This is a genomic window from Acidiplasma sp. MBA-1 (assembly GCF_000949015.1).
Classification (GTDB): Archaea; Thermoplasmatota; Thermoplasmata; order Thermoplasmatales; family Thermoplasmataceae; genus Acidiplasma; species Acidiplasma aeolicum.
In genome coordinates this window covers 187543-210744 of record NZ_JYHS01000005.1, presented here as the reverse complement: position 1 = coordinate 210744, position 23202 = coordinate 187543, and the positions used below count along the sequence as shown (strand labels likewise).

Genomic DNA, 23202 nt, shown 5'->3' with positions numbered 1-23202 from the left:
ACATAAGGCCTCAACATTTATATTACTGGATAGGTTCCTGCCAACAACCAAGGAATGCTCCAAATGCCATAATAAATACAATATAAATTTAAATGATAGAATATATAAATGCCCTAATTGTGGTTTTATAATTAATAGGGATTATAATTCAACATTAAATGATCTATATTATGGAATTATAAAAATAAATGAACTATTAAGAAATAAATATAATAAATTAAAAAGATATTTTAATGAACTTAATTTAAATATAAATGTACCTGTGGAGCATAGGGAATTTACGCCTGTGGAGACCTTCACCTCTGTCCCTGAAGGGATTAATATAAGCCCGTATGTAAGGATAAGTGTGGTCGATGAATCAGGAAGCCTCATTGCCTTGGCATGAGGTAGCTCACAAAATATAATATAAAAAGGCTTGTAATAGACTCAATAGAACCACTGGAAATAAATTCAAACGAGGAAAGCATAAGATACCTGTTTAATGAATTAAGAAACCTTGACTGCGTTATAGTTGCAACAAAATTCATTAACATTATAAATTCAAATCCAATCGAGGATATGTTTTTCATCGGCATAGCCGAAATAGGCACCGTAATCGATGTTAATCTAATAAAAAACGTTTTTATAATCAAAAAATTTAGCCTGAGGGATAATTCAAAAAGGATCTTTGAATTCAACATAACCCCGGATGGCAGGCTCGAATTAAAGTGAGTACATGAAGATAAGGCTATATATCCTTGCCTTTTTTTCATTAATAGCCATACTTCTTTATTTATACTTTTTAATATATTCCTTAATATTATTTGATAAAACACTAATTGAAAGAATTCTTAGCATTATTTTAATATTAATCAACGGATTTTTTATAATGCATTCACTTTCATATTCGTATTATTATGTTACGGCATCAACAAAATATGAGGAAACTGTAACATATTATTTCAGCAGGTATTTTCCGTTCCAGACCTCTGTATTTATAGCAACATTTAATGAATCCCCTGATGTTCTGGAAAACACAATGTTGAATGTAAAACTGATGTGCCGCAGGGGGAATGGCATACCGTATATACTCGATGATTCAACCGATAGGAATAAGCAGGCTGCAATTATGAACCTTGCAAAAAAATATAATTTCATTTATGTGCACAGGGAAAACCGCAGGGGTTACAAGGCAGGGGCATTAAACGATGTGCTTAAATCCATAAATACAAAATACTTTGCCGTTTTTGATGCCGATCAGGTACCACTTCCTGAATTTTTAACAGAAATACTTCCAATTATGGAGGAGGACGATAAAATAGCATTGATACAGGTCCCACAGAGGTATGTTAATAATAATACCCATGTTGCAAAGGGTGCAAACGACATACAGGAGGTTTTTTACAATTTTATAACGCAGGGAAAAAGCCTTGAGGATAGCATGTTTTCATGCGGTTCAAATGTGCTGTACAGAACGAGCATAATTAAAAAAGTTGGCGGATTTGATGAACAGAATGTAACCGAAGACCTGGCAACGTCAATTAAAATACATGAGGCAGGTTACAAGACCATTTATTATAACCGGCCACTTGCATCTGGTGAGGCACCGGAAACGTTAAACTCTTATTTTATTCAGCAGTCAAGGTGGTCACAGGGTTCCATGGCCATATTTTTCAGGGTTCTAAAACTTCTATTTAGAAGAAAAAAATTAACAATAAGGCAGAAAATTGGATATCTTGTGACCACATCATGGTATTTTGTTGGTACCGTGAACATTATTATGCTCTTATTTCCCCTGTTATTCATATTTTTTAACATTGTATCAATTATTACGCCAAAAATATACATCTTTATTCTTGGATTTTATATAATATTTGAATTCTTTGCATTTTCCATAACAGTATACAGCATTAATAAATCCATCATTCCGGTTTTAAGGAATATCTCGCTAACCTTTATAATAAGTCCTGTCCTTGTTAAATCTGCCTTTTATGCCCTAATAGGAAAAAGAACATCCTTTAAAGTTACCCCAAAGGGGGATTCGACAAAAATACCCATAAAAGGAATCTGGCCAAATATTTTAATGATATTTTTAACATTATCAGGGACATTTTATTCATTATACAGATATATATTTACAGGCCTAATACAGTATGTTTTTAATGGAATTTTTTTAATATATTTCACAATTCTGGGCTTAACAATATTTTATTATAACAAATAATTACTGCTTCATAAATCTAAAGAGAAGAATTATTGCTATTATTCCGAATATGTTAATTATTAAAAGCGGAAGTGATACCTCATATCCGAGGAATCTTGAGAACATGAAGTAAACATATATGGTTGTTACACTCTGAACCATAAATATTAATGAAATTATTATAATCTGTGAATATATTTTGGCACCGGTTTGTTTATATGACCTGAGAAAAACCAAGAATATAGAAAGGAACAGTATAAATTCAGCCGAAATTAGCCCTATATTGGATATCCATAATAATTCCATCTTTTGTTCACCATAAATTATATTATACTTATAAAATAAAAAAATAGATAATAAAATTTTTCATTCAATTTCTTTTAATCCACCCTTTCCTATTATTTTAAATGTTTCGCTTATTATTTCAAAGTGGGGTGTTGTTGAATGCGGGCTCATGTTTTCATATTCCAGCGAGTATGTTGTATTTATGTAGAATGGCACACCTGTGTTGTTTAATAATACAAACTGCAGGAAATTGGAGGTTACATTTACATAATTTCCATGCACGGTAATTACCGGATTATTTGTAGTATTGGTTGACGCATAGAACCAAACTGCACTCCACATTCCAAAGAATTTGCCCCATGTTGTGTTAATGCTTGAATATCCATGGTATACACCATTTAATGGGCCTCCAATCCAGTATAATGTTGCATTGCTTGCATACTGCTTCATTATTAATGACTGGTTTTCAATTGCTATCTGATTCCAGTGGTTCATTGCCATGCTATCAACCTCTGTTGTTGATAAATTCTTAATCTCCTTGTTATCATGTGCTATTGTTGAACCATCCGTGTACATTACGGCTATCAAAACGCCTGCAAAAATCACGGTTAGGACTATAAATATTACACCAATTACCTTCCAGTTCATGGTTATCATTAAATTTATAAAATATCTATATATACCTTTATTTCAAAGTTATATGCAAATTATATGCCAATTATTTATAATTTTTAATTATTTCCTCTATTATATCAAAATGTTTATCATAGTAATCTGATAAAAAATAAACAGAGCCATAGCCATTTCCCATCCTTTTTATTATGTTATTATTAAGCAAAACCTTTACATGGTGCTCTGCAGTTCTATAATTTACATTAAGGTCCTCGCTTAATTTATAGAGGTTCTCTGGATTTTTCCTCAAAATTTTTATGATTTCTATTCTTTTTTCGCCACCCCTTGTGGCTATTAGAAGCCACCAGAGGATTTTTCGGTATTCATCAGAAAAATCCATTGGCTTATTATTAAAATTTTCATATTAAATTTATCTCTAAGTATTGGATTAACACTTTATATTTTGCAACTAAAATTTTTTATATTTTTCCTTATGAGTATCTTTAATGCAATGCGAACAAAAATTTAAATAATAATATAAAATTAATTAATATGTCATCAAAAAGCTGTCCTAATTGTAAGGTTGATATGGATGAGATAGGGAATATGAATTTTAGGGTTGGTGGATTTACAGGTATAGGGGGAATGTTTCTCGGTGGCTGGAATGACCTTGCAGAGACCACTCAGACCTTTACACTTTACCGGTGCCCCCAGTGTGGCAGAATTGATTTTTATGAGCCGCAGCCAGATCAATTTGGCAATCAAAAGGAGAAAAAGCACCACTTCCTTTGATCAGCAAATATAATTTTTTAAAAATAAATTTAGGGATTTTTTAAGGCATTTTTTATTTCGATTTTAATTATATTCATATAATAATTATATTCATCATCATTTTGATATTTCTGCCTGGGCCACATAAATCCACGGAGGCCATCACCACGATTTCTAGGTATAATATGAATATGGAACCTATCAACACTCTGGCTCACAATATTGTTGTTTATAATTAAAATGCCATCGCATTTAATTGCATTTTTTACCGCTGTTGATATAAGCTTTACATTTTTGGATATTATCGAGAGAACATCTGGTGGAATTTCAAAGATATTTTTATAAAAATTTAATGGCACGAGAAGCACGTGGCCCTTAAAAACAGGCCTTATATCGAGAAATGCAAATGAATATTCGTCTTTAAATAATATTTTATCATTATCAACAGAAAAATCCATGATATATTATTATATTTAAAAAGAAAAATATTACTGTTTGTTTATTATTTTTATCCCATTTTTTATTTTCGATTCTAATATATTAATAATATTTTTTGCGCTTTCGCCATCAAGGCCGGCATGCCTATTAATATTCTCGTGCATTAAAAGGAATTTGTATGAATTATCACATGTGATATTTATATAACCAAGATTCTGATCATCACCTGAATAAAATTCCACAGATTTTATATTATTATAATCTATATGCATATCATAATTATTACTAAGAGGTGCATTGCTGGCACCCGATATCAATTCATTAAGATTTTTCATGAAATTCTGGTAATTGTCCTCTGTTTCAGTTGGCAAAATCGCACCCGGATCATTTAAAGATTCTATAAATCTATCCTCAAGCTTAAACCTTAATTTCTCTGATACATACTTTCCAGAATAAATTCTCTGCAGGTATAAATTATCCAGAAAATGCATATTGTAAACTCCATTTTCAGAAATTGGAAGCAGCCATGCATTTTTTATTATATTATCATCCATTGATGATTATTATTTTAATCTATAAAATTTTTGAGAATTAAAACTAAAGATTTAATAAATACATAAAAATATATTATTGTGGCATTAAACATTAATAAGGAATATTACACAAGGATATTTCCTGAAAATATACCGGAGGAATTAAAAAGCATTGACCACTGGGTTAACTGGAGGATTATAGAAATAAAGGGGAAGATCACAAAGCCGCCGATTAAGCCCGATGGGAAATTTGCATCGGTGGACGATAAAGGCACATGGTCTGATTTTGATACAGTTTTGGACAGTGCACGGAAAAACCATTTTGGCATTGGATTCGTATTAACGAATGATTACATCGGTCTTGACCTTGACCATGTCATAGATAATAAAAATATCATGGAATGGGCCCAGAATATATTAAAATGGGACACATATTTTGAAAAATCTCCAAGCGGTACGGGCATACGTGGGATAATTAAAGGCGATATTCCCAAATGGTTTGTTAACAGAAAATTTGAGGGTGAATCAAGATTTGAAATGTGGAAAAATCAGAGATATGTTACAATTACCGGTGATGTTATAAAAAACACCAGGATTAATTTTATTGACCTTGAGGAATCATTAAAGAATATAAAGTATAAATACACATAAAATAATTCATTGTGATAATATGGAAAATAAAAATACTGGCTTTGACCTTAAATCAGAGATTTATAACTTTTTAACAAAAAACAGAAATATGGAGTATACTGCAGATGAGATCCTTAAATCAATGAATATAAGCCTCGATGATTATTTCACATTGCACATAGACCTTGCAAGGCTTATCTGGGAGGGTAAAATAAAGTACAGGGATATAATAGATCAGAATGGTAAGATCAAAAGGTTTTATTCCATAGATGAGGGTCCACGGAAATGATATACATAATGATAAGGCATGAAATATCAAGATATCTTATAGCACCTTTATCCTGTGATTATATGTTCCATAAAATAGAATCCATGGACGATAATGAGGTAAGAATTGATTTTTTGATGGTTTATTACATAAGCCCGCAGTTTCTTGACGAATATATAAAGGACAGGCTCAAATCAAAAAAGCACATAATAGAATTAAATGTGCCATATGCTTATAAAAGCAAATTATCCTTTAATTAATTTTTTGTTTCTTAATAATTTTATTCCGGTTATGTATCCACAATTTTTGCACCTTCCATTTGAATCAAGGCCGGTTACCCGTGAATAAAAGCCCCTTCTTGATATGAGCAGGCTATGGCAAACCGGGCAGTATGTGTTCTCATAATTCACCTCATGTACATTGCCGAGGTAAACATATTTAAAGCCCATTGACACTGCCAGATCATGATGTGCAATTAATGTATTTAATGGCGTTTCTGGTATGTTTAACTTATAATCTGGATGGTACCTTAGAAAGCTTACAGGTATATAGGGCCCTGCAATGTTCATAATTTTTTCCAGCATTTTTCTTGCATCATCAAGGCTATCGCCAATATCAGGAATTATTAAATCGGTTATTTCTGTATGTATTCCATAATTAACCGCATTTTTTATTGTATTAAAAATTCCTTCGGCGGATGGAACCGAGATGTATTTATTATAAAAATATTTATTTCCATTGCCCTTAAAGTCAACAGTCATGGCATCCAGAAATTCCGATGCCATTTTCATCGATTCATCTGTTTCATAACCGTTTGTAACAAAAATGTTGATTAATCCATGCCTTCTGGCAATTAATCCTATGTCCCTGGCATACTCCATAAATATGGTGGGCTCATTGTATGTGTATGCTATGCCATCAGTGTTATATTCCATGGCAAGGTTAACAACATCCTCCGGTGTGTAATAAACGCCATCAGCCTTTCTTCTCTGGCTCATATCGTAATTCTGGCAGTAAAGGCAGCCGAAATTGCATCCTGTTGTGCCAAATGATAGTATATCCGCACCTGGATACATGTGCAGCACCGGTTTTTTCTCTATCGGATCAATGTTAAAGCTGTATGGCATATTATACACACTTAAATTCAGATGACCATTAACATTTGTCCTGACACCGCAGTAGCCTGTCTGTCCATCTGATAATCTGCAGTACCTTAGGCAGGCTGTGCACATGATTTTATCATCAATATTTTTGTAAAGTGAAACTTCCATACATTTATAATATTGCTAATTTAATATATAATGTTATTCAATATATGATAAAAATGCACCGTAGCCCACCACACGCCTTTTATCCCCGAATGCATCGCCGGAGTTGCTGTGGTGCAAAATCCTTATTTTTCCTCCCATGCGTTTTGTTATATACATAAGTACTGCAATTGCACCAAAACCGCATGCTGTTATATCATATTGATTTATATCATCATAATACCTTGTCAGATTCAATTTTAATATGTCATTTATAATAATATCATCATTTCTGTTATTTTCGTCATAACTTAGGTAATGATTTAAATCGGAACTGATTATAACCGGCGGTATTCTGTTTAATGAATATATGGTTTCTGCAATGCTCTTTGCTGTATGCATGCTCTGGTCTCCAAGTATAATCGGTGCGAATTCAAAATTATTGTCAAATATGTACTGAAGAAATGGGATCTGAACCTCGATTGAGTGCTCTATATCATGTGCCTCCCTATCCTCCTGTATAATTCCTGATTTTTTAATTAATACTTTTGATAGATCTGAATCCACCTTTGCATCACCTAGTGGTGTTTCCCAGAAACCATCGGGATATATTGACGGGTGCCTCGGATATCCGTAATGGTTTGGGCCAATAATAATAAAATCATGCTTTTCAATACCCCTGAGGATATTATAGGCATATGCCGCTGTTGATCCAGAGTAAATATAACCGGCATGGGGCACTATTATACCTATAATTTTTTTAAATTTGATTTGCGGAAAATCCTGGGACATGTACAAATCAAGCATTTTTAAAAGTTCATTCCTATCATCTGGATAAAATGCGCCTGCAACGTATGGCCTTCTGGCATTCATGATAAAGTATTACTATGGCTTATATTAACGTTTATATATGAAAAACAAATGTTTACAGCATTATATAAAAAAATATACTATTAGTATGTTTGCTTGGAAAAGTTATTTTTTAATACCTTTTTTACAGAATCCCTTAAAATAAGATCCAGTGTTGTTGGTGGAATATGTAATATAACTGAAAGCTCCTCAAGCCCAATCCTTTTGGGTGTATCAAAATAACCGAGCTCATATGCCTCATGGAGTATGTATTCAGATTTTGGATCCTGCTTTTTGATCTTATTTATCTTTCTGGATACATTTTTAACATTATATTTTGTTTTTAATGCATCGGATATATAATTTAAATCAGATAATGCATCAAGTTCTATATTCCATTCTATAATGCCATTTGAATCTATTTTTTCCACCAAAGGTTTCTTATCTGTATCTAATTTTTTTAATATTGTTAGGAGTGGGCACGAATTTGTTGTGACCTTTACAACAACAGAATGTTCATTCTGGGATATTATATCATAATCTGATATATTCATATGGTCTTTAAGGTATGGAATAACAAGTTTTAATTTATCTTCATTTGTTGAATATACAAAAATTGTTTCCTGTAAGAGATCATCACTGTAATATTTTTTGAGAAGCTTTACATCAACATTCAATTCCTGAACAAGGCGGGCCGCAAAGCAGCTTTCATATTCAAATTTATAGGTTATATCCATAGTCAACAGTTAATATTATGCTTTAAGCATTATTAAATTTTTTCAAATTAATGCAAAAGTTAATTTACCAGTTTATCGGATTTTAATATAAATAACCATATATAGAAATTTCTAAATTTTAATTTAAATTTTGTGTATTCTTTCATGTAAATAATATATATGGTTTGTATAATAATCCTGAAATCTTTCATTCATAAATTTTTAAAAATCTAATAAATTTTATATTTGTATGGAATTATCATCGCATGAATATAGGCATATTAAATATTCAGGGCGATGTTCAGGAACATTTTGACATGATAAAATCGCTTAAAAGAAAATATAATGTATCACCTGTTAAGGTGAATTCTGTTAATGACCTTGAAAATATTGATGGTTTAATCATACCCGGTGGCGAGAGCACTGTAATTTATAAATTCCTTATTAAAAATAATTTATACGATAAAATTAAATCAATGGCATTAAATAATGATCTTGCAGTTATGGGAACATGCGCGGGGGCAATTATATTATCTAAAGATACAGGAGATGATCGCGTAACAGGTATGGGACTTCTTGATATAACCATTAAAAGAAATGCATACGGCAGGCAGGTTGATTCATTTATTAAGGAGGTTCAAATAAATGGAATGGGCGCATTTAATGCAGTATTTATAAGAGCACCTGAAATAGAGGTTCCAGGAAATGTAAATATATTATCTGAATTAAATAACAGGGCTGTATTTGTTACAGATAAAAACCTTGATATAATGGCACTTACTTTTCATCCGGAGTTAACTGGAGATCCGAGAATACATGAATATTTTATAAGTAAAATTAAAAAATAATTTAAAATTAATTTTTATTTTAGATCTCTTAATGATTTTATCATTTTAACACAGCTCTCAACAGCATCCTTTGCCATCTCTATTCTTGCCTCTGCCTGCAATCTGGATTCCCCTGATCCGGATATGCCAAGTGCAACGGGCTTTTCAAATTCAAGGGATAAATCCGTGATTTTTCTTGCCGCATTGTCCATGATTACCCTGTGATGATCTGTTTCCCCCTTAATTACCGCACCCAGGGTTACAACCCCATCAACATCATCGAGTTTCAAAAGTTTTTTAATTGCAAGCGGCATGTCAAATGTGCCAGGAACCCTGAATACCCTTGAAACATTTACACCAAGAAATTCTGCATATTCTCTTGCCCGCTGGAGCATCATCATTGTTATATCATAATTAAATTCGGCAACAACTATTCCAATATTTATTTTATCCATTTAAATCACCTAGTGTCTGTGCCCTCCCATGGAACCACCGACCGGACCCTTATCAGGAAATCCCTGCCTGAGTCCCATGCCCGCATTTTCAATTAATTTTTCCCTATCAAATATAAGATAGTATGCATTTAATGCATGCTCCCTGGCCCTGGAATCGCAGAGCCATGCCAGCATATCATCGGAGTCCGCCTCATCCTCATGGACGAAAACCTCTATAATGTGCTTTTTTTCCTGCAGCTGTACCTCCATGAGGCCTGTGGATGCAATCTGTGCAGACATTTTATCAACAGGCATGGGCCCGGGCATTCCAAATGCCATTACTATATCACATTTATAGTCCTCAAAGAGTATTTTGCATGCAACCGGAAGGTCCTTTATGCCCGGAACAGTGTATCTCTCTATTGTAAAACCCGTGCCAGTTTTATATAGCTCATCAATGGCAGATGAGGCCATGTCATATCTGGCAAAATTTGTATCTGCAATTCCTATGGTCTTCAATGATTTTCACCCCAGTATTTTATAATTTCATCGCCTGTTATTATATCAAGTGAATTTTCGTCTGCATATTTTTTTGTTTCATCATATGTCATTGAATATCCAGAGTCAGAAAGCATTTCAACTATGGTTGCACTTGGTATTAGGCCGGCCTGCTCTACAAGGTATGTGCTTAGCTCTGTATGGCCCCTCCGATTTTTAAAATAACCATCGGTTGCTATCAGCAGGTGAATATGGCCTGGTGCCCTGAAGATTCTTGCAAAATCCTCTGGTTTTTCATTTTTTATATTACCAATAAAATCTGCAATATGATTTACAGTTTTTGATCTATCAATATCCGGTATTCCGGTAAATGTATCCCTTGAATTCACTGTTATTGAAAATGTGCTGCTTTTATCATATTTCATATCATTGGTGTCTGTTAATGCCCTTCCCATTGAAAGATTACTGGAATATAAATCCTCCAAAAGTGGAAGCCCAATTTTTCTGGCGTGGCATGATTTAATCGTTGTGCATATTAATCCGCCACCGTTTTTTCTCATCATTCTTATTATCTGTGGTGTGACAAACTGTGATGCAACAACTATATCTGTTTCACCCTCACGATCGCTGGAATCGAATATTAAAACTGGTTTGCCTGATCTAAGGCTCTGCAACGCACTGGAAATCATAATCTGCTTATGGCATAATCATATTTAACTTTTTAGTAGTTACTTAATATTGGGTAATATTTCCGGTTTATAATAATGTGCCTTGGTAATTATATCGTATTCATTTAACAGCTCATTCTCAAAGAAAATGTACCTGTCTGGAATTTTAATATTATGATTATACAGAAATCTTCTTGGTGTTTCAATAGCCATTGATAATATTTTTTCAGGTTCAATATAATTGAAAAACCTCTGGTATCTGTAAAGAAAATCCATTTCCGAAAACATATCCGGCTCTGTAACAAAAACATTATCGGTACCCAGCAATAAATCAATACCACGTGCCAAATATCTTGAGTAATCCGGCCTTTTTCCATAAAATATGTTTGACCTTGGCGTTATCACAATGGGTATTCTTAAATGTCCTATCATATCAAGGTCGCTGTCCGAGGCCTCAATGCCATGTACAAGAAAATCAGGTTTTAGCATTAATATTTTGTTTATATCCTCATTAACATTTTCACTGAAATGCATTGCAAAAATTTTTCCCGCACTGTGTGCTTTTTTTGAACATTCCATGGCAGTATTAAAGTCAATATCATTTAATGAACTCAGTGCTATGCCGTCTGCATTTTTTATAATGTCATCTATATTATCATTATTATACGGCCTTCCCAGTATTACAGGCCTTATATAATTTGCCGCAGACCTTTTTATTAAATTTATGCCATGAATTCCCTGCTCACGGAAATCAACATATGCCACGGTGCCTGATCCCTCCATGAATAGATTTGTCATCGAGATATATTTTATAATTTCATCATCTGTTGCATTATCGAGAAGCCTGTGCTTGAGCCCGCCCGGACCAACTATTTCCGGTATGGTCCCCCTTGGTTCCTCCTTAATAAATGAATCACCAACATGGGTGTGAAAATTTACAGGTGCCGGTATCAGTGTGCCATATAATCCATTACTGGAAATACCCTCACGGAAGCGAAAATTTTCAAGGTCCAATGTTCCGGGTATGATCCTTCCATTATGGTAAATGTTGCCCGTAATAATCATTGTTCTGATAATTATTTTATATTATTTATTAATTTAGTATTTACTTAATAATAAGTTACTTAAAAAATAGTAATACCTCAAAATTGTTATAATATGAAACAATACCAGTGTATGAGACCGTACATTATAATTAATGTTGCCATGGCGCTTAATGGGAAAATATCATCTGCATCGGGAAGGTGCAAAATATCCAGTGACAATGACCTTCAAAGGGTTATGGATATACGAAGAAGGGTCGATGCGGTTCTTATCGGTGCAAACACTGTTATCAATGACAATCCAGAATTAAATAATTCCAGATGCAGAATAGTCCTTGACGGAAATCTCAAGCTTTCAGGGAATTATCATGTATTCGATGGCAGGATAAAAACAATCATTGTATCAAAATATAACAAAAAAATAGATAATGCATCAACATTATTTGTAAAAAACACCAGCATAGAATATATTTTGGATGAACTTTATAATTATGGTATTAAGAGCATCCTTGTGGAGGGTGGGTCAAATGTTATTAACCAGTTCATTGACAAAAAACTGTTTGATGAATTTTATATTTATATAAATCCTGGAATAGTATTAAACGGCACCGATCTTTTTAATTTAAAAAAAAGGAAGATTATTTTTGAGATAATGTCCGTTGATATGGGAATACTTTTAAATGTCAAAGGCATACTAGACTGATGGCGATGGAAAATTCTGGATATCTTAGATTAAAGTGGGCACGCGATCATATGGGTGTTTCACAAAAAATAAGGGAGAGATTTTTAAAAGAAAAACCCCTGAAGGGAATTAAAATTGCGATGGCGCTTCACGTTGAGGCAAAAACTGGCATATTCGCATTATTATTAAAGGAGGGTGGTGCCGATGTCAGGCTTGCATCCTGCAATCCACTGAGTTCTGATGATTCTGTTGTTGAATCATTAAAGAATGATTATAATATGAAGGTTTTTGCAAGAAAGGGTGAAACAGAGAAAGAATACTATGAAAATATAGAGAAAACCATAGATGAGATTCCTGATATTATTATCGATGATGGCGGGGACCTTACCAACCTTGTGTCATCAAAACCCGAAATTGTTAAAAACCTTATGGGGGGAAATGAGGAAACAACCACCGGTGTTGTTAGGTTAAAGGCTATGGAGAGGGCTGGTGCATTAAAATTCCCAATGTTTGATGTAAATGATGCACAGATGAAGCACCTTTTTGATAACCGTTATGGCTCAGGCCAGAGCGCACTTGACGGCTTTATGAATGCAACAAATATATTAATTGCAGGTAAGCACGTAATAGTTGCAGGCTACGGCTGGGTTGGCAAGGGTGTTGCCATGAGGCTGAAGGGCATGGGTGCCGATGTTACAGTGACAGAGGTTGACCCGGTGAAGGCCATTGAGGCTGTAATGGATGGCTTTAACGTTGATACAATTAATCATGCAATAAGAAATGCTGATATTGCCTTTACGGCCACCGGTATGAAGAATGTAATATCATACGATGATATGCTTGCCGCCAAAAAGGGCATAATACTGGGCAATGTTGGGCATTTTAACAATGAAATAGCCGTTGATGACCTTAACAGGAGAAGCCTTGGAAAAACACAGGTAAGAAACATGGTCACCGAGTACAGGCTTGAAAATGGAAATACGGTAAATGTAATATCAGATGGCAGGTTGCTTAATCTGGCATCAGGGCAGGGTCATCCCGTGGAAATCATGGATTTAAGCTTTTCACTTCAGGCACTTACCGCAGAGTATATTGTCAAAAACCATGAAAAGCTTCAGAACAGGGTTTATCCTGTGCCGGAGGAGATTGACAGGCAGGTTGCGGAAATAGAATTGGATGTGCTTAATATAAAAATAGATAGGCTTACAGATGAACAGTTAAAATATATGGACAGCTATACAGAGGGCACTTAATTTATTTATAAATTAATATAATATTATATTTCCTTAATTTTTAATAATTACCATTTTTTCATTTATAAAAATTATATATAGAATTAATTATTATTATTGCATGAGGCTTGGCATAGTAAGCATAGATAATAAAAGGCATATTGCGCTTTTCAATGGTAATAAAATCGCACTGGCTGATAATTTTGGGGTAAAAAAGCAGGCCATAAAGGACCTTGACCGTGAGGATTTTAAAAAAATTGAGAACATTAATGAATTCGAATCATATGATTATTCATTTGAATCAGCAGTTGATAAATCCTCAAACATTATATGCATAGGGCTCAATTATAAAACACATATTGATGAAACACGGGAGAAATCGTTTGATGACCCTGTCTTATTTTTAAAATCAAATAATTCATTAACAGGAAATAACAGCAGGGTAAGGATATTAAAAAACATGAATGTTGATTACGAGGGTGAGCTTGGTGTTATGATTGGAAAAAAGGCCAGGGATGTTTCAAAAAGGGATGCACTTGACCATGTTTTTGGCTATTTTATTGCAAATGATGTAAGCTCGAGGAAAATGCAATTTTTGAATGGCCAGTGGTTTATAGGCAAGAGCTTTGATGGCTTCTTCCCCAATGGGCCATACATTGTTACTGCGGATGAAATTCCGGATCCTCAGGATTTAAGAATACAGACCTATCTTAATAATGATCTGAGGCAGAACTCATCCACTGATTACATGATACACCCCGTGGATGAGCTTATCAGCTATATATCAAAATACATAACGTTAATGCCCGGGGACGTAATATCTACGGGAACACCGTCAGGCGTGATACTTGGCATGCCAGAGGATAAAAGAATCTGGATAAAGCCGGGTGATAACGTTACTGTAAAAATCGATAAAATAGGGGAATTAAAAAACACATTTGTGGAATAAAAATTATGTATTATACATTAATAGTAAAGCCTGGATTAAAAACAAGGCGCAGGGTAACATTATTAAAGAAAAGAATTAGCAATGAATACGGTTACATAGGCACATTAAGCAATAAGGGCGTGCATATAACACTTGCATATTTAAAGGATTACAGGCATCTTGACATGGATAAAGTGTATAATGTCTGCAAAAATATAAAGGCTTTTAACATAGGCTTCGATGGGCTTGATTATTTTCAGAGGGAAAAAAACGGCAGAATTTTTTATATTGTTTATCTTAAAGTAATTTATCCATATGAATTTAGGAGACTCCATGATCTGATTAATAATGCTTTAAAGGATAATGTAATTAATTCATCAGAGTTTGTTCCACATTTAAGCATAGCCAGGAAAAACATACACGATGACGAACTAAATAAAATACTTGAAAAATATAAAAATTTTAAACTGGATTATGAGGAAAAAATTGATCATATTCTTATTGGAAGAAGGTCCTCAATGGAAAAGCGCTGGAATTTCAAAAGGGTTTATTTCAATGATAAATTTTAATTATTCAATGGCATTCTGAATTATGAAAAAGATTTTATTAATAATACTGGATGGACTTGGTGACAGGCCTAACAGGGCCCTTGGCAATAAAACTGCACTTCAGGCTGCATTTAAGCCAAATCTGGATTACCTTGCAGATAATGGAGTTACCGGTTTAATGTCCCCAGTAGGTTTTGGCATCAGAAGCGGATCGGATACATCGCATTTATCAATACTTGGTTATAATCCAAGGGAATATTACACAGGCCGTGGTCCATTCGAGGCACTTGGTCTAGGCATAGACCTTCAGCCGGGGGATGTTGCATTTAGGGCAAACTTTGCATCGGTGGAAAATGGAAGGGTAACAGACCGCCGTGCAGGGCGTATAAAGGATACCACAGAGCTTTCAAGGTCCCTTGAAACTGAGATAGACGGTGTTAAATTTATAATAAAATCTGGTGTGGAGCATCGCGCAGCACTGGTTATCCGCGGGCCAAACCTTTCTGATAGGGTCAGTGAAACAGATCCGCATGCAATAAATTCTGATATTATGCTTACAAAACCACTGTCACCGGAGGGGGAATTTACATCCAGTGTTATCAATAAATTTCTTATTAGATCAAGAGAGATATTAAATAACCACGAGGTTAACAAGAAGAGGATTCAGAATGGAGAGAAGCCTGCAAATGAGATAATGATCCGTGGCGCAGGTAAACTTCCAGAAATGCCATCCTTTGAAAAGCTTTATGGTTTAAAGGCCGCATGTGTTTCAGGCACACCATTGATAAGGGGAATAGCAAGAATGGCAGGATTTGACATTCTTAATGTTTCGGGAATGACAGGCAGAACCGATACAAATTATGAAAATGTAATATCAGCTGCCGTGGATGCCCTGAAAACACATGATTTTGTCCTTGTAAATATTAAGGGCACAGATATTGCCGGCCATGACAGAAAGCCCGAGCTTAAAAGGGAGGTAATTGAAAAAACTGATCGTGCCATGGAGGGGCTTAAAAAACTTCTGGATACAACAGTAATAGCGGTAACAGGTGACCATAGCACACCATGCAGTTTTGGCGATCATACCGGCGATCCTGTGCCGATATTAATATCAACATCAGGAATAACCAGGGATTATGTTAAAACATTTGATGAGGCAAGCGTATCCCTTGGATATTATAAAATTACAAGCCTTGACATTATGCCATTGCTCCTTTCATATTCAGATAGGTCAGAAAAATACGGTGCATAAAACAAAAGTTTAAAATATTAACCTTATTTACAATTATGAAGGAATTAAAATTTGCAAGGTCAATAGAGATAAATTCAAAACCGGATGTTATATATAAGGTAATTACAGATATCCCAAGAATTCCTGATTTCTGGCATGGAACAAGGGAAATAAATAAAATAGGTGAAAACAGGTATGATGTAAAATTTGCATTCCCATCAAGGGCTGTTAGCACCTTTGAATTTGACAGGAATAGCTTCATATTTATACAGAATTACATTAAGGGCCCATTTACAGGATATACAAAAAATACAATTAAATACGATGGAAATAAGAGCATACTTACAACAGAATGGAATATCAGGCTCGGCCCATCATTAATCCTATTTTCACGAAGGTTGCAGGGGCATTTTGAATCAGGTGCAGAAAATGCATTAAAAAGAATAAAGGAATTTGTAGAATCTAATGCAGGGGAATAACCTCTGTATCCTTTGGAACATCCACATCCATTAATTCTGTGCTCAAATATGTTCTTGGGAACACGCTTAATGCATCATTAAGAAGAATTTTAAGATCATTGTACCTTGCGCTGTAATGGAATAAATATAATTTTTTCACATTTGCATCCCTTGCTATTTCCGCAGCCTGTCTGGATGATGTGTGGCCGTATTCATTTACCATGGGCTCCATGGATGAATCCATTGTTGAATCGTGGATTAAAACATCTGCATTTTTGGCAAATTCCACCATGGAATTTAACGGTCTGGTATCCCCGCTGTAAACTATTTTTCTTCCCTTCTTTATGCCCAGTGAAACATCCTCTATTTTGAAAATTTTGTTGTTTATTTCCAGCCTGCCCAGGGACCTTAAGGCCTCCAGTTTATTCACCGGAAAATTTATTTTATCCACCAGATTTCTATCAATTTTATATGCATCCTTCTCCTCAATGGAATATGATATTGCAGGTACGGGATGATCGCTTTTTAATGTCCTTAATAAAAATTTTCCAAGGTCATATGTTTTTCCATAATCCAATTCTGTAATTTTTATATTAAAATTCAATGAATAATAACCAAGGTCTATTATCTTTTTAACAAAATATATTGCACCGGGCGGGCCATAGATATTAAGGTCATTTTCCCTTCCACTGAATGACATTGTATTTATTAGGCCGGCAAGCCCCAGAAAATGGTCCCCATGAAAATGGGTAATAAATATGTTTTTAATATCCATGTACGAAATAGAACTCTTCATAATCTGCTTCTGTGTGCCCTCACCGCAGTCAAATAGGTTAAGGACATCATCAATGTGGACTGCAACTGCAGGCAGTGCCCTTCCCGGTTTTGGTAATGAGCCACCTGTGCCAAGGAATGTTATTTTAATATTTGATGCCATAAAAATGGCTATGCAAAATTAATATATTACATTTCATAAATTAATTATATTACATTTATATTTATAATTCATGATAGATCAGGAGGTAAATATTAAGGGGAAAAAATATGAGTACATTAATGTTAAGCTCGGAACCAAGGCACCAATGGTTGTTTTAAAGGGAGAAACAGGGTATATCATGTGTGGTTACCTGAACATTGACGCTGCAAATGCAATGGGAGATATAGCCGTAAGGGTAACCGGCGTAAATGACATAAATGATGTATTGAATTCAAAGGTAAATTCATGCTCACAGAGGGCATTGGAGCTTGGCATAAAGCCCGGTGATAACATAATGGATGTAATTGATAAATTATAGGTAATCTGGTAAACCAATAAACTTATATACTTATAAGCCATTATTACCTGATAGTTATGGCAGAAAAAAAGGAACTTGAAAATAAGGAAGAGGATGCAGAGGACGAGACAGTCATAAGAAAGACAATTTCAATAAAGGGTGTAAGCTCAGACCTTTATAAAAGAATACAGAAATTATCCAGCGATACTGGAAAAACAATTGGGCAGATAACAGATGAGGCATACAGGTCATTTGTTGGTTCAATAGATAATGCAAAGCATTTATCAGATAACTTTATAAAGGGCCTTAAGGAGGGTTCATCGGAATATATAGAAAACATAAAGGATCTGGATATATCCGGGAAGGATCTTGAGGAAATAGGAAGGAAAATAGTCTTTAAAAACATAGAAAATCTAACATTTACAGATATTACCGGTGAGCAGTTTGATAAATACGTTATATCAATAATAAATGTTAAAAATGTAATAATACCGAAAACACTTAGCAAGGCAAAGGTCATATTAAGATGCAATTTTGTCGATAAAATTACATCATAATTTTTTTAATTTATCCTTAAAATAAAACGAGCTTTCAACCTCTGATATTATTGCAAGATCTCTGTTTATTTTTATTATATTTTTAAAGATCTCTTCATGCATTGGCACCCAGTATTTTTCCTCGTAATCCGGATTCATTGATAGCATGAATTTATGCTTTGCCCTAAAAACGCTATCTGTAAGCTCAGAATTTATTGTATCACCATCCTTCCAGTAGCCCTCCAAATACGTCCTTGTAATTGAATTGAGCATATCAAGAAGATTCTTTTTGGTGGTTGTTTCCGCATTTTCCGGCCTTATTTTATATTCATTTTCAATATTTCTGTAAAAATCCATGTCTATACCGTTGAAATAAATATTATAGGACCTTTTTAGCATTGATATTTCAGGGAAATCATCAGGATTTTTATTATATTCTTTCTCAGAAGTATATGCTATGAACACCTCATGATAGCCAAGTGATCCGGGCAGGTCTGCAAGATCCTTATATGTGTAATTTTTTATTTCATTATGCAGCTTTCCAACAGTGGATAAAACAATCATAATATGTAATAACATTAAGGGTTTTAAACTATTCATTAAATCCAATTTTTTGTAATAAATATTTTTTTATATTTTTAAATTGAAATAGGCCATTTAAAGACAAACAAAGTACTTACCTGAGAAATGTCATAAAATTCATGAGGTTCAATGTTGAAAATTTAAAATTAAGAGTTTTCTCAATTTTTTCTGACGATACATCGTAATTATAACAATTAGAACTGTTTATTTTTATGAAATTATAATTATCAACATTCAGTGCACCCGCAATGTTCCTGCCAAAATCATAAAGCGTCATATTATCAGGTGATGCCAGATTATATATATCATTGTCGCTGTATTTTATTATTGCCTCAACTGCCATTGAGGCATCACGGTTCAGTGTTGGATTAATTCTTATGCTATTATCGAGTTTCAACGGTGTTCTTCCCCTAAGTGAAACAAGTATGTCCGTATATATGTTTTTAATACATTTACCATATATTAAACCTGATCTGAATATAATATAATCATTATCCTTTTTTGCCTCGGCCTCACCCATTAGCTTTGTTCTTCCATAATATGTTTCAGGTTCAGTTTTATCAGACTCAGATTTTTTATCACCGGATGATGAATATACCATCTGTGTTGATATATAAATCTTTTTTGCGGATCTGAATTTTTCATTGATTATATCCTGCATTTTAAAATTTAAATCAAACAAATCGGTGTTTCTATTATAATATGATATCTCAAAATTATTAATGACAAAATCAAAATCATCATTCAGGTTCTCAATGGATTTTAACAGGGAATAAAGCCCATGCTCACTGGATAATGGCATGATTTCATATTTATCGGTATAATCCTTGGAAAATCTAAATCCAAGGCTCTCACTGGCATCCAGAACCAGTATCCTTTCCATAACTAAAAATAGCAATCATGGATATAAGCCATTCTATTTATTTAATTATAATATATTGGATTTTTGAAAATATTACACATATGAATATTTTATAAATACCATTCATAAAAAGGTGTAAAATTTGCACTAATAATCTTTTTTTAATATTAAAATTAAATAACATTCCATGGGGAATAATCAAATTTATTTTAAATACTCAAGATTCTTTCTTCTCTCAATATTTTTGGATGAATATAATATATTCGCAGTTCCAATGCTTGTTGTCTTTATTGATAGATATTTTTCACTCAGCTCGCTGCAGATTGGTCTGGTAACAGGCGCCACAATTCTGGGGGTGGCACTTGGATCACTTTCAGGTGGAATCATCACAGATCGGTTTGGAAGAAAAAATGGATATAAAATCAACATGGTTCTGTTTATTATATCAGCATTTATATCTGCACTTTCACCCAGTGCAGGCATTTTCATAGTAAGCAGGTTAATAGCAGGGATACCTGCAGGATCTGATATTTCAAATACATATGCATACATAATGGAATTAATACCTCCAGGAAAGAGAGAAATCACTGGTGCTAATAATACATTAATGGCCAGCCTTGCAATACTTGGCATAAATTTTTCTGTAATTCCAATGATCATCATGCATTTAAATACTGGAATGATCTGGAAGGTTTCAATGCTTATCTCTGTAATTCCAGCATTTATACTTTTGGTGTTTTCCGTGAAAATGAACGAATCAGAATTCTGGAAGAATTCAGGTCATCAAAAAATTACATATACAAAAATTATAAAGAATTTAATGGGCAATCCAGTAATGAAAAGAACAACCATTTATGCCTGGTCATGTGGAATAGCAAGTTCAATTGAGGTGGGAACATTTGCATTTTTTATACCGTATATTATTAATACACTGGATATTTCAGGAATTTTATTTACAAGGCTTATAATAATACTTATTTATTCATTTGGTGTTCCGGTCGGTTACATCGGTCCATTATTAATTCCAAAAATTGGTCTAAAAAAATTATCATACACCGGTTTTATAATATCGTTTGTTTCATTAATTGGATCTGGAACATTTCTCGTCTTAAGGCAATTTTTACTAATTCCTGCATTTATGGTATTATTCGTCATTGGCAACCACTTGAATAACCAGCCGGTGATAACATCACAGTCGTTGGTTTCTAATACAGAATACCGTGGCAGGGCAGTTGGTTTAACCAATTTTATTCTTCAGCTACCATCATCAATGAGCATTACAGTTTTTCCCTTAATGTTCAGCAGGATTGGCCTTGGCTATTCCACGCTTGTAATTGCATTTGCATCATTTGCAGGTATAATAATATCAGCTGCAATCTTTAAAGATATATATGGTTACAGCAGTGACCTTGAAAATCACGGAAATGCAAAAAACGATATAAATTAATAAATACCATGAATTTCTAAATATAAAAAATTTAAATATAATATATCCATAATTAATTATGGTTTTGGACAGCCTTTCCGATTCATTAAAGGGAATTATACGTAAAATATCAGGATCAAGCTATATTGATAAGGACACAATTAAGGAGGTTTCAAAGGAGATACAGCGGGCACTATTAAAGGCCGATGTAAATGTCAAGCTGGTTTTAAGGCTTACAAAAACTCTTGAGGATCGGGCAATGAATGAAAAGCCCCCCGCAGGCATGACAGATCAGGATTATATAATAAAGATAATTTATGATGAGCTTTTAAAAATACTTGGTCAGAATGTGAATTTTGAATTGAGGCCACAGACAATAATGCTTGTTGGCCTTTACGGCAACGGTAAAACCACCACGGCAGGAAAACTCGCAAGATTTTTTATAAAAAAAGGTTTCTCAACTGCACTTATAGCCGCAGATGTACACAGGCCCGGTGCATATGAACAGCTGTATCAGATTGCAAAGGAGGTCAATGCCCAGTTTTATGGGGAAAAAGATGAGAAGAATGCACTTAAAATAGTGAAGAACGGATTAAATGCAACAGATGCCAAGATTAAAATTATAGATACTAGCGGCAGGGACTCCCTTGATGAGGATCTTATTAAAGAGGTCAGGGAGATTAAGGAGAGTGTAAAACCGGACAATGTATTATTTGTGCTCGATGCAACCATGGGGCAGCAGGCAGGGCCACAGGCAAAAACATTAAATGATGCTGTAAGCATAAGCGGTGTTATCATAACAAAAATGGATGGCACAGGCAAGGGTGGTGGCGCATTGAGTGCTGTGGCAGAGATTAACTCGCCGGTATATTTCATAGGAACCGGTGAGCACATGGACGACATTGAGATTTTTAATCCAAAAAAATTCCTTTCAAGGCTACTCGGCATGGGAGACATTGATGCATTAATGGAGGCAGTTAAGGAAACAAACTTTACAGAGGAGGAGGCAGAGGAATCGCTTGAAAAATTGATGTCAGGAAAATTCAATTTAAAGGATATGTATGATGTCTGGGAAAAATTTTCAAAACCAGGCCTATTAAAAAAAATCTTTGGATCCCTTCCACTGGCCGCTATGCCGGGCGGTGATAAAATCAATGAAAACCAGATAGATGAGGCCAATGAAAAACTTCAGCTTTACAGGGTTATACTCGATTCCATGACATATGAAGAACTGGAGAACCCGGATATTTTAAACCCAAAGAGAATAAGGCGCATAGGAATTGGTTCTGGAAAGGGCGAGAATAATGTAAGGGCGCTTTTAAAGGAATATCGGGCAATGAAAAACAACATGAAGATGATAAAGGGGAACAGGAACTTCAAGAAGATGCTTAAGGCCTCAATAAAAAGTGGGAATTTCAGCCTTGATGATATAAATTGATTTT

The 23202-nt window shown here is 34.2% G+C and carries 34 protein-coding genes; 18 read left to right on the top strand and 16 right to left on the bottom strand.

The window, feature by feature from the left end; translation table 11 throughout:
* Positions 1–385, top strand: a 385-nt coding sequence (locus tag TZ01_RS08835) for a zinc ribbon domain-containing protein (RefSeq protein WP_048102504.1), incomplete at its 5' end; no start/stop codon positions are given.
* Here TZ01_RS08835 and TZ01_RS09650 read toward each other — a convergent pair.
* Positions 369–569, bottom strand: a complete 201-nt coding sequence (locus TZ01_RS09650; protein ID WP_054964040.1) for a hypothetical protein — start codon at positions 567–569, stop codon at positions 369–371. The genes TZ01_RS08835 and TZ01_RS09650 overlap by 17 nt on opposite strands.
* On the opposite strand from TZ01_RS09650, the gene TZ01_RS09645 reads away from it, so the two are divergent.
* Both TZ01_RS09645 and TZ01_RS08830 read left to right on the top strand, forming a co-directional pair.
* Complete coding sequence (locus TZ01_RS09645; protein WP_156150355.1) at positions 559–711, top strand: hypothetical protein; 153 nt, start codon at positions 559–561, stop codon at positions 709–711. The two genes, TZ01_RS09650 and TZ01_RS09645, sit on opposite strands and share 11 nt — an antisense overlap.
* Positions 712–715: 4 nt before the next feature.
* Complete coding sequence (locus TZ01_RS08830; RefSeq protein WP_048102503.1) at positions 716–2203, top strand: glycosyltransferase family 2 protein; 1488 nt, start codon at positions 716–718, stop codon at positions 2201–2203.
* On the opposite strand, the gene TZ01_RS08825 is transcribed toward TZ01_RS08830, so the two are convergent.
* The 3 genes from TZ01_RS08825 to TZ01_RS08815 all read right to left on the bottom strand — a co-directional run bounded on the left by TZ01_RS08825 (position 2204) and on the right by TZ01_RS08815 (position 3479).
* Positions 2204–2488, bottom strand: coding sequence for a hypothetical protein (locus tag TZ01_RS08825; RefSeq protein ID WP_048102501.1), 285 nt, complete (start codon positions 2486–2488; stop codon positions 2204–2206).
* A 60-nt stretch (positions 2489–2548) separates the two neighbouring features.
* Positions 2549–3115, bottom strand: coding sequence for a hypothetical protein (locus TZ01_RS09310; RefSeq protein WP_156150354.1), 567 nt, complete (start codon positions 3113–3115; stop codon positions 2549–2551).
* Between the two features lie 70 nt (positions 3116–3185).
* Positions 3186–3479 carry a winged helix-turn-helix domain-containing protein gene (locus tag TZ01_RS08815; RefSeq protein WP_048102500.1) on the bottom strand — a complete coding sequence of 98 codons (294 nt, stop codon included), beginning with the start codon at positions 3477–3479 and terminating at the stop codon, positions 3186–3188.
* A 152-nt stretch (positions 3480–3631) separates the two neighbouring features.
* Here TZ01_RS08815 and TZ01_RS08810 point away from each other — a divergent pair, with 152 nt between their 5' ends.
* The gene (locus tag TZ01_RS08810) at positions 3632–3871 is read left to right on the top strand and encodes a nucleotide-binding protein (RefSeq protein ID WP_048102499.1); all 240 of its coding nucleotides are present in this window, start codon (positions 3632–3634) and stop codon (positions 3869–3871) included.
* Positions 3872–3900: 29 nt separating this feature from the next.
* Here TZ01_RS08810 and TZ01_RS08805 read toward each other — a convergent pair whose 3' ends face one another.
* Positions 3901–4308: an HIT family protein gene (locus tag TZ01_RS08805; protein WP_048102497.1), complete on the bottom strand. Its 408-nt coding sequence runs from the start codon at positions 4306–4308 to the stop codon at positions 3901–3903.
* Between the two features lie 30 nt (positions 4309–4338).
* On the bottom strand, positions 4339–4842 hold the full coding sequence (locus tag TZ01_RS08800) for a hypothetical protein (RefSeq protein WP_048102496.1): 504 nt from the start codon (positions 4840–4842) through the stop codon (positions 4339–4341).
* A gap of 78 nt (positions 4843–4920) precedes the next feature.
* Here TZ01_RS08800 and TZ01_RS08795 point away from each other — a divergent pair, with 78 nt between their 5' ends.
* The 3 genes from TZ01_RS08795 to TZ01_RS08785 are packed head-to-tail and all read left to right on the top strand — an operon-like array spanning position 4921 to position 5979.
* A complete protein-coding gene (locus TZ01_RS08795) occupies positions 4921–5472 on the top strand; it encodes a hypothetical protein (protein ID WP_048102494.1) in 552 nt (183 codons plus the stop codon).
* 19 nt (positions 5473–5491) lie between these two features.
* Entirely contained in the window at positions 5492–5740 is a 249-nt protein-coding gene (locus TZ01_RS08790) for a hypothetical protein (protein ID WP_048102493.1), read from the top strand.
* Positions 5737–5979 (top strand): hypothetical protein, encoded by a 243-nt coding sequence (locus TZ01_RS08785; RefSeq protein WP_048102492.1) that lies wholly within the window; start codon positions 5737–5739, stop codon positions 5977–5979. Before TZ01_RS08790 ends, TZ01_RS08785 begins: the two co-directional genes overlap by 4 nt.
* On the opposite strand, the gene amrS is transcribed toward TZ01_RS08785, so the two are convergent.
* The 3 genes from amrS to TZ01_RS08770 form a co-directional block, all read right to left on the bottom strand.
* Entirely contained in the window at positions 5965–6990 is a 1026-nt protein-coding gene (gene amrS, locus TZ01_RS08780; protein WP_048102490.1) for an AmmeMemoRadiSam system radical SAM enzyme, read from the bottom strand. The genes TZ01_RS08785 and amrS overlap by 15 nt on opposite strands.
* Positions 6991–7023: 33 nt before the next feature.
* Positions 7024–7839 (bottom strand): MEMO1 family protein, encoded by an 816-nt coding sequence (locus TZ01_RS08775; protein ID WP_048102489.1) that lies wholly within the window; start codon positions 7837–7839, stop codon positions 7024–7026.
* Between the two features lie 80 nt (positions 7840–7919).
* On the bottom strand, positions 7920–8552 hold the full coding sequence (locus TZ01_RS08770; protein WP_048102488.1) for a helix-turn-helix domain-containing protein: 633 nt from the start codon (positions 8550–8552) through the stop codon (positions 7920–7922).
* Between the two features lie 245 nt (positions 8553–8797).
* Between TZ01_RS08770 and pdxT the strand changes: the two genes are divergently transcribed.
* Positions 8798–9379 (top strand): pyridoxal 5'-phosphate synthase glutaminase subunit PdxT, encoded by a 582-nt coding sequence (gene pdxT / locus TZ01_RS08765; RefSeq protein ID WP_048102487.1) that lies wholly within the window; start codon positions 8798–8800, stop codon positions 9377–9379.
* Positions 9380–9393: 14 nt separating this feature from the next.
* Here the strand turns inward: pdxT and ribH are convergent, their stop codons facing one another.
* Genes ribH through TZ01_RS08745 form a run of 4 tightly spaced genes read right to left on the bottom strand, consistent with a single transcriptional unit; the run spans position 9394 to position 12023 of the window.
* The gene (gene ribH / locus TZ01_RS08760; RefSeq protein WP_048102486.1) at positions 9394–9813 is read right to left on the bottom strand and encodes a 6,7-dimethyl-8-ribityllumazine synthase; all 420 of its coding nucleotides are present in this window, start codon (positions 9811–9813) and stop codon (positions 9394–9396) included.
* 9 nt (positions 9814–9822) lie between these two features.
* On the bottom strand, positions 9823–10311 hold the full coding sequence (ribC, locus tag TZ01_RS08755) for a riboflavin synthase (protein WP_048102485.1): 489 nt from the start codon (positions 10309–10311) through the stop codon (positions 9823–9825).
* Positions 10308–10979: a 3,4-dihydroxy-2-butanone-4-phosphate synthase gene (ribB, locus tag TZ01_RS08750; protein ID WP_048102484.1), complete on the bottom strand. Its 672-nt coding sequence runs from the start codon at positions 10977–10979 to the stop codon at positions 10308–10310. Before ribB ends, ribC begins: the two co-directional genes overlap by 4 nt.
* A gap of 39 nt (positions 10980–11018) precedes the next feature.
* On the bottom strand, positions 11019–12023 hold the full coding sequence (locus TZ01_RS08745) for an amidohydrolase family protein (protein ID WP_048102482.1): 1005 nt from the start codon (positions 12021–12023) through the stop codon (positions 11019–11021).
* A gap of 111 nt (positions 12024–12134) precedes the next feature.
* On the opposite strand from TZ01_RS08745, the gene TZ01_RS08740 reads away from it, so the two are divergent.
* The 6 genes from TZ01_RS08740 (at position 12135) to TZ01_RS09305 (ending at position 17101) form a co-directional block, all read left to right on the top strand.
* Positions 12135–12704, top strand: coding sequence for a dihydrofolate reductase family protein (locus TZ01_RS08740; protein WP_048102481.1), 570 nt, complete (start codon positions 12135–12137; stop codon positions 12702–12704).
* A gap of 5 nt (positions 12705–12709) precedes the next feature.
* Positions 12710–13936: an adenosylhomocysteinase gene (locus TZ01_RS08735; RefSeq protein WP_048102558.1), complete on the top strand. Its 1227-nt coding sequence runs from the start codon at positions 12710–12712 to the stop codon at positions 13934–13936.
* Between the two features lie 100 nt (positions 13937–14036).
* Positions 14037–14864, top strand: coding sequence for a fumarylacetoacetate hydrolase family protein (locus TZ01_RS08730; RefSeq protein ID WP_048102479.1), 828 nt, complete (start codon positions 14037–14039; stop codon positions 14862–14864).
* A gap of 5 nt (positions 14865–14869) precedes the next feature.
* Complete coding sequence (locus TZ01_RS08725) at positions 14870–15412, top strand: 2'-5' RNA ligase family protein (RefSeq protein WP_048102478.1); 543 nt, start codon at positions 14870–14872, stop codon at positions 15410–15412.
* A 22-nt stretch (positions 15413–15434) separates the two neighbouring features.
* Positions 15435–16643: a 2,3-bisphosphoglycerate-independent phosphoglycerate mutase gene (locus TZ01_RS08720; RefSeq protein ID WP_048102476.1), complete on the top strand. Its 1209-nt coding sequence runs from the start codon at positions 15435–15437 to the stop codon at positions 16641–16643.
* 35 nt (positions 16644–16678) lie between these two features.
* On the top strand, positions 16679–17101 hold the full coding sequence (locus TZ01_RS09305; protein ID WP_052656887.1) for a hypothetical protein: 423 nt from the start codon (positions 16679–16681) through the stop codon (positions 17099–17101).
* On the opposite strand, the gene rnz is transcribed toward TZ01_RS09305, so the two are convergent.
* Positions 17085–18017, bottom strand: a complete 933-nt coding sequence (gene rnz / locus TZ01_RS08710; protein WP_048102474.1) for a ribonuclease Z — start codon at positions 18015–18017, stop codon at positions 17085–17087. The genes TZ01_RS09305 and rnz overlap by 17 nt on opposite strands.
* A 70-nt stretch (positions 18018–18087) precedes the next feature.
* On the opposite strand from rnz, the gene TZ01_RS08705 reads away from it, so the two are divergent.
* The gene (locus TZ01_RS08705; RefSeq protein ID WP_048102473.1) at positions 18088–18375 is read left to right on the top strand and encodes a YunC family protein; all 288 of its coding nucleotides are present in this window, start codon (positions 18088–18090) and stop codon (positions 18373–18375) included.
* 56 nt (positions 18376–18431) lie between these two features.
* Positions 18432–18911 carry a hypothetical protein gene (locus TZ01_RS08700; protein ID WP_048102471.1) on the top strand — a complete coding sequence of 160 codons (480 nt, stop codon included), beginning with the start codon at positions 18432–18434 and terminating at the stop codon, positions 18909–18911.
* On the opposite strand, the gene TZ01_RS09300 is transcribed toward TZ01_RS08700, so the two are convergent.
* Positions 18906–19454, bottom strand: coding sequence for a hypothetical protein (locus tag TZ01_RS09300; RefSeq protein WP_052656886.1), 549 nt, complete (start codon positions 19452–19454; stop codon positions 18906–18908). The two genes, TZ01_RS08700 and TZ01_RS09300, sit on opposite strands and share 6 nt — an antisense overlap.
* Before the next feature lie 112 nt (positions 19455–19566).
* Positions 19567–20355: a sugar nucleotide-binding protein gene (locus TZ01_RS08690; RefSeq protein ID WP_048102469.1), complete on the bottom strand. Its 789-nt coding sequence runs from the start codon at positions 20353–20355 to the stop codon at positions 19567–19569.
* 166 nt (positions 20356–20521) lie between these two features.
* Between TZ01_RS08690 and TZ01_RS08685 the strand changes: the two genes are divergently transcribed.
* A complete protein-coding gene (locus TZ01_RS08685; protein WP_048102468.1) occupies positions 20522–21781 on the top strand; it encodes an MFS transporter in 1260 nt (419 codons plus the stop codon).
* Positions 21782–21839: 58 nt separating this feature from the next.
* Positions 21840–23198: a signal recognition particle protein Srp54 gene (locus TZ01_RS08680; RefSeq protein WP_048102466.1), complete on the top strand. Its 1359-nt coding sequence runs from the start codon at positions 21840–21842 to the stop codon at positions 23196–23198.
* Positions 23199–23202: the final 4 nt, after the last annotated feature.

Excerpts from the sequence above, each read along its gene's own strand:
- TZ01_RS09645 (WP_156150355.1), top strand. The coding sequence starts at position 559 with ATGTTTTTCATCGGCATAGCCGAAATAGGCACCGTAATCGATGTTAAT.
- TZ01_RS09650 (WP_054964040.1), bottom strand. The coding sequence starts at position 569 with ATGAAAAACATATCCTCGATTGGATTTGAATTTATAATGTTAATGAAT.
- TZ01_RS08830 (WP_048102503.1), top strand. The coding sequence starts at position 716 with ATGAAGATAAGGCTATATATCCTTGCCTTTTTTTCATTAATAGCCATA.
- TZ01_RS08825 (WP_048102501.1), bottom strand. The coding sequence starts at position 2,488 with ATGGAATTATTATGGATATCCAATATAGGGCTAATTTCGGCTGAATTT.
- TZ01_RS09310 (WP_156150354.1), bottom strand. The coding sequence starts at position 3,115 with ATGAACTGGAAGGTAATTGGTGTAATATTTATAGTCCTAACCGTGATT.
- TZ01_RS08815 (WP_048102500.1), bottom strand. The coding sequence starts at position 3,479 with ATGGATTTTTCTGATGAATACCGAAAAATCCTCTGGTGGCTTCTAATA.
- TZ01_RS08810 (WP_048102499.1), top strand. The coding sequence starts at position 3,632 with ATGTCATCAAAAAGCTGTCCTAATTGTAAGGTTGATATGGATGAGATA.
- TZ01_RS08805 (WP_048102497.1), bottom strand. The coding sequence starts at position 4,308 with ATGGATTTTTCTGTTGATAATGATAAAATATTATTTAAAGACGAATAT.
- TZ01_RS08800 (WP_048102496.1), bottom strand. The coding sequence starts at position 4,842 with ATGGATGATAATATAATAAAAAATGCATGGCTGCTTCCAATTTCTGAA.
- TZ01_RS08790 (WP_048102493.1), top strand. The coding sequence starts at position 5,492 with ATGGAAAATAAAAATACTGGCTTTGACCTTAAATCAGAGATTTATAAC.
- TZ01_RS08785 (WP_048102492.1), top strand. The coding sequence starts at position 5,737 with ATGATATACATAATGATAAGGCATGAAATATCAAGATATCTTATAGCA.
- amrS (WP_048102490.1), bottom strand. The coding sequence starts at position 6,990 with ATGGAAGTTTCACTTTACAAAAATATTGATGATAAAATCATGTGCACA.
- TZ01_RS08775 (WP_048102489.1), bottom strand. The coding sequence starts at position 7,839 with ATGAATGCCAGAAGGCCATACGTTGCAGGCGCATTTTATCCAGATGAT.
- TZ01_RS08770 (WP_048102488.1), bottom strand. The coding sequence starts at position 8,552 with ATGGATATAACCTATAAATTTGAATATGAAAGCTGCTTTGCGGCCCGC.
- pdxT (WP_048102487.1), top strand. The coding sequence starts at position 8,798 with ATGAATATAGGCATATTAAATATTCAGGGCGATGTTCAGGAACATTTT.
- ribH (WP_048102486.1), bottom strand. The coding sequence starts at position 9,813 with ATGGATAAAATAAATATTGGAATAGTTGTTGCCGAATTTAATTATGAT.
- ribB (WP_048102484.1), bottom strand. The coding sequence starts at position 10,979 with ATGATTTCCAGTGCGTTGCAGAGCCTTAGATCAGGCAAACCAGTTTTA.
- TZ01_RS08745 (WP_048102482.1), bottom strand. The coding sequence starts at position 12,023 with ATGATTATTACGGGCAACATTTACCATAATGGAAGGATCATACCCGGA.
- TZ01_RS08740 (WP_048102481.1), top strand. The coding sequence starts at position 12,135 with ATGAGACCGTACATTATAATTAATGTTGCCATGGCGCTTAATGGGAAA.
- TZ01_RS08735 (WP_048102558.1), top strand. The coding sequence starts at position 12,710 with ATGGAAAATTCTGGATATCTTAGATTAAAGTGGGCACGCGATCATATG.
- TZ01_RS08730 (WP_048102479.1), top strand. The coding sequence starts at position 14,037 with ATGAGGCTTGGCATAGTAAGCATAGATAATAAAAGGCATATTGCGCTT.
- TZ01_RS08725 (WP_048102478.1), top strand. The coding sequence starts at position 14,870 with ATGTATTATACATTAATAGTAAAGCCTGGATTAAAAACAAGGCGCAGG.
- TZ01_RS08720 (WP_048102476.1), top strand. The coding sequence starts at position 15,435 with ATGAAAAAGATTTTATTAATAATACTGGATGGACTTGGTGACAGGCCT.
- TZ01_RS09305 (WP_052656887.1), top strand. The coding sequence starts at position 16,679 with ATGAAGGAATTAAAATTTGCAAGGTCAATAGAGATAAATTCAAAACCG.
- rnz (WP_048102474.1), bottom strand. The coding sequence starts at position 18,017 with ATGGCATCAAATATTAAAATAACATTCCTTGGCACAGGTGGCTCATTA.
- TZ01_RS08705 (WP_048102473.1), top strand. The coding sequence starts at position 18,088 with ATGATAGATCAGGAGGTAAATATTAAGGGGAAAAAATATGAGTACATT.
- TZ01_RS08700 (WP_048102471.1), top strand. The coding sequence starts at position 18,432 with ATGGCAGAAAAAAAGGAACTTGAAAATAAGGAAGAGGATGCAGAGGAC.
- TZ01_RS09300 (WP_052656886.1), bottom strand. The coding sequence starts at position 19,454 with ATGATTGTTTTATCCACTGTTGGAAAGCTGCATAATGAAATAAAAAAT.
- TZ01_RS08690 (WP_048102469.1), bottom strand. The coding sequence starts at position 20,355 with ATGGAAAGGATACTGGTTCTGGATGCCAGTGAGAGCCTTGGATTTAGA.
- TZ01_RS08685 (WP_048102468.1), top strand. The coding sequence starts at position 20,522 with ATGGGGAATAATCAAATTTATTTTAAATACTCAAGATTCTTTCTTCTC.
- TZ01_RS08680 (WP_048102466.1), top strand. The coding sequence starts at position 21,840 with ATGGTTTTGGACAGCCTTTCCGATTCATTAAAGGGAATTATACGTAAA.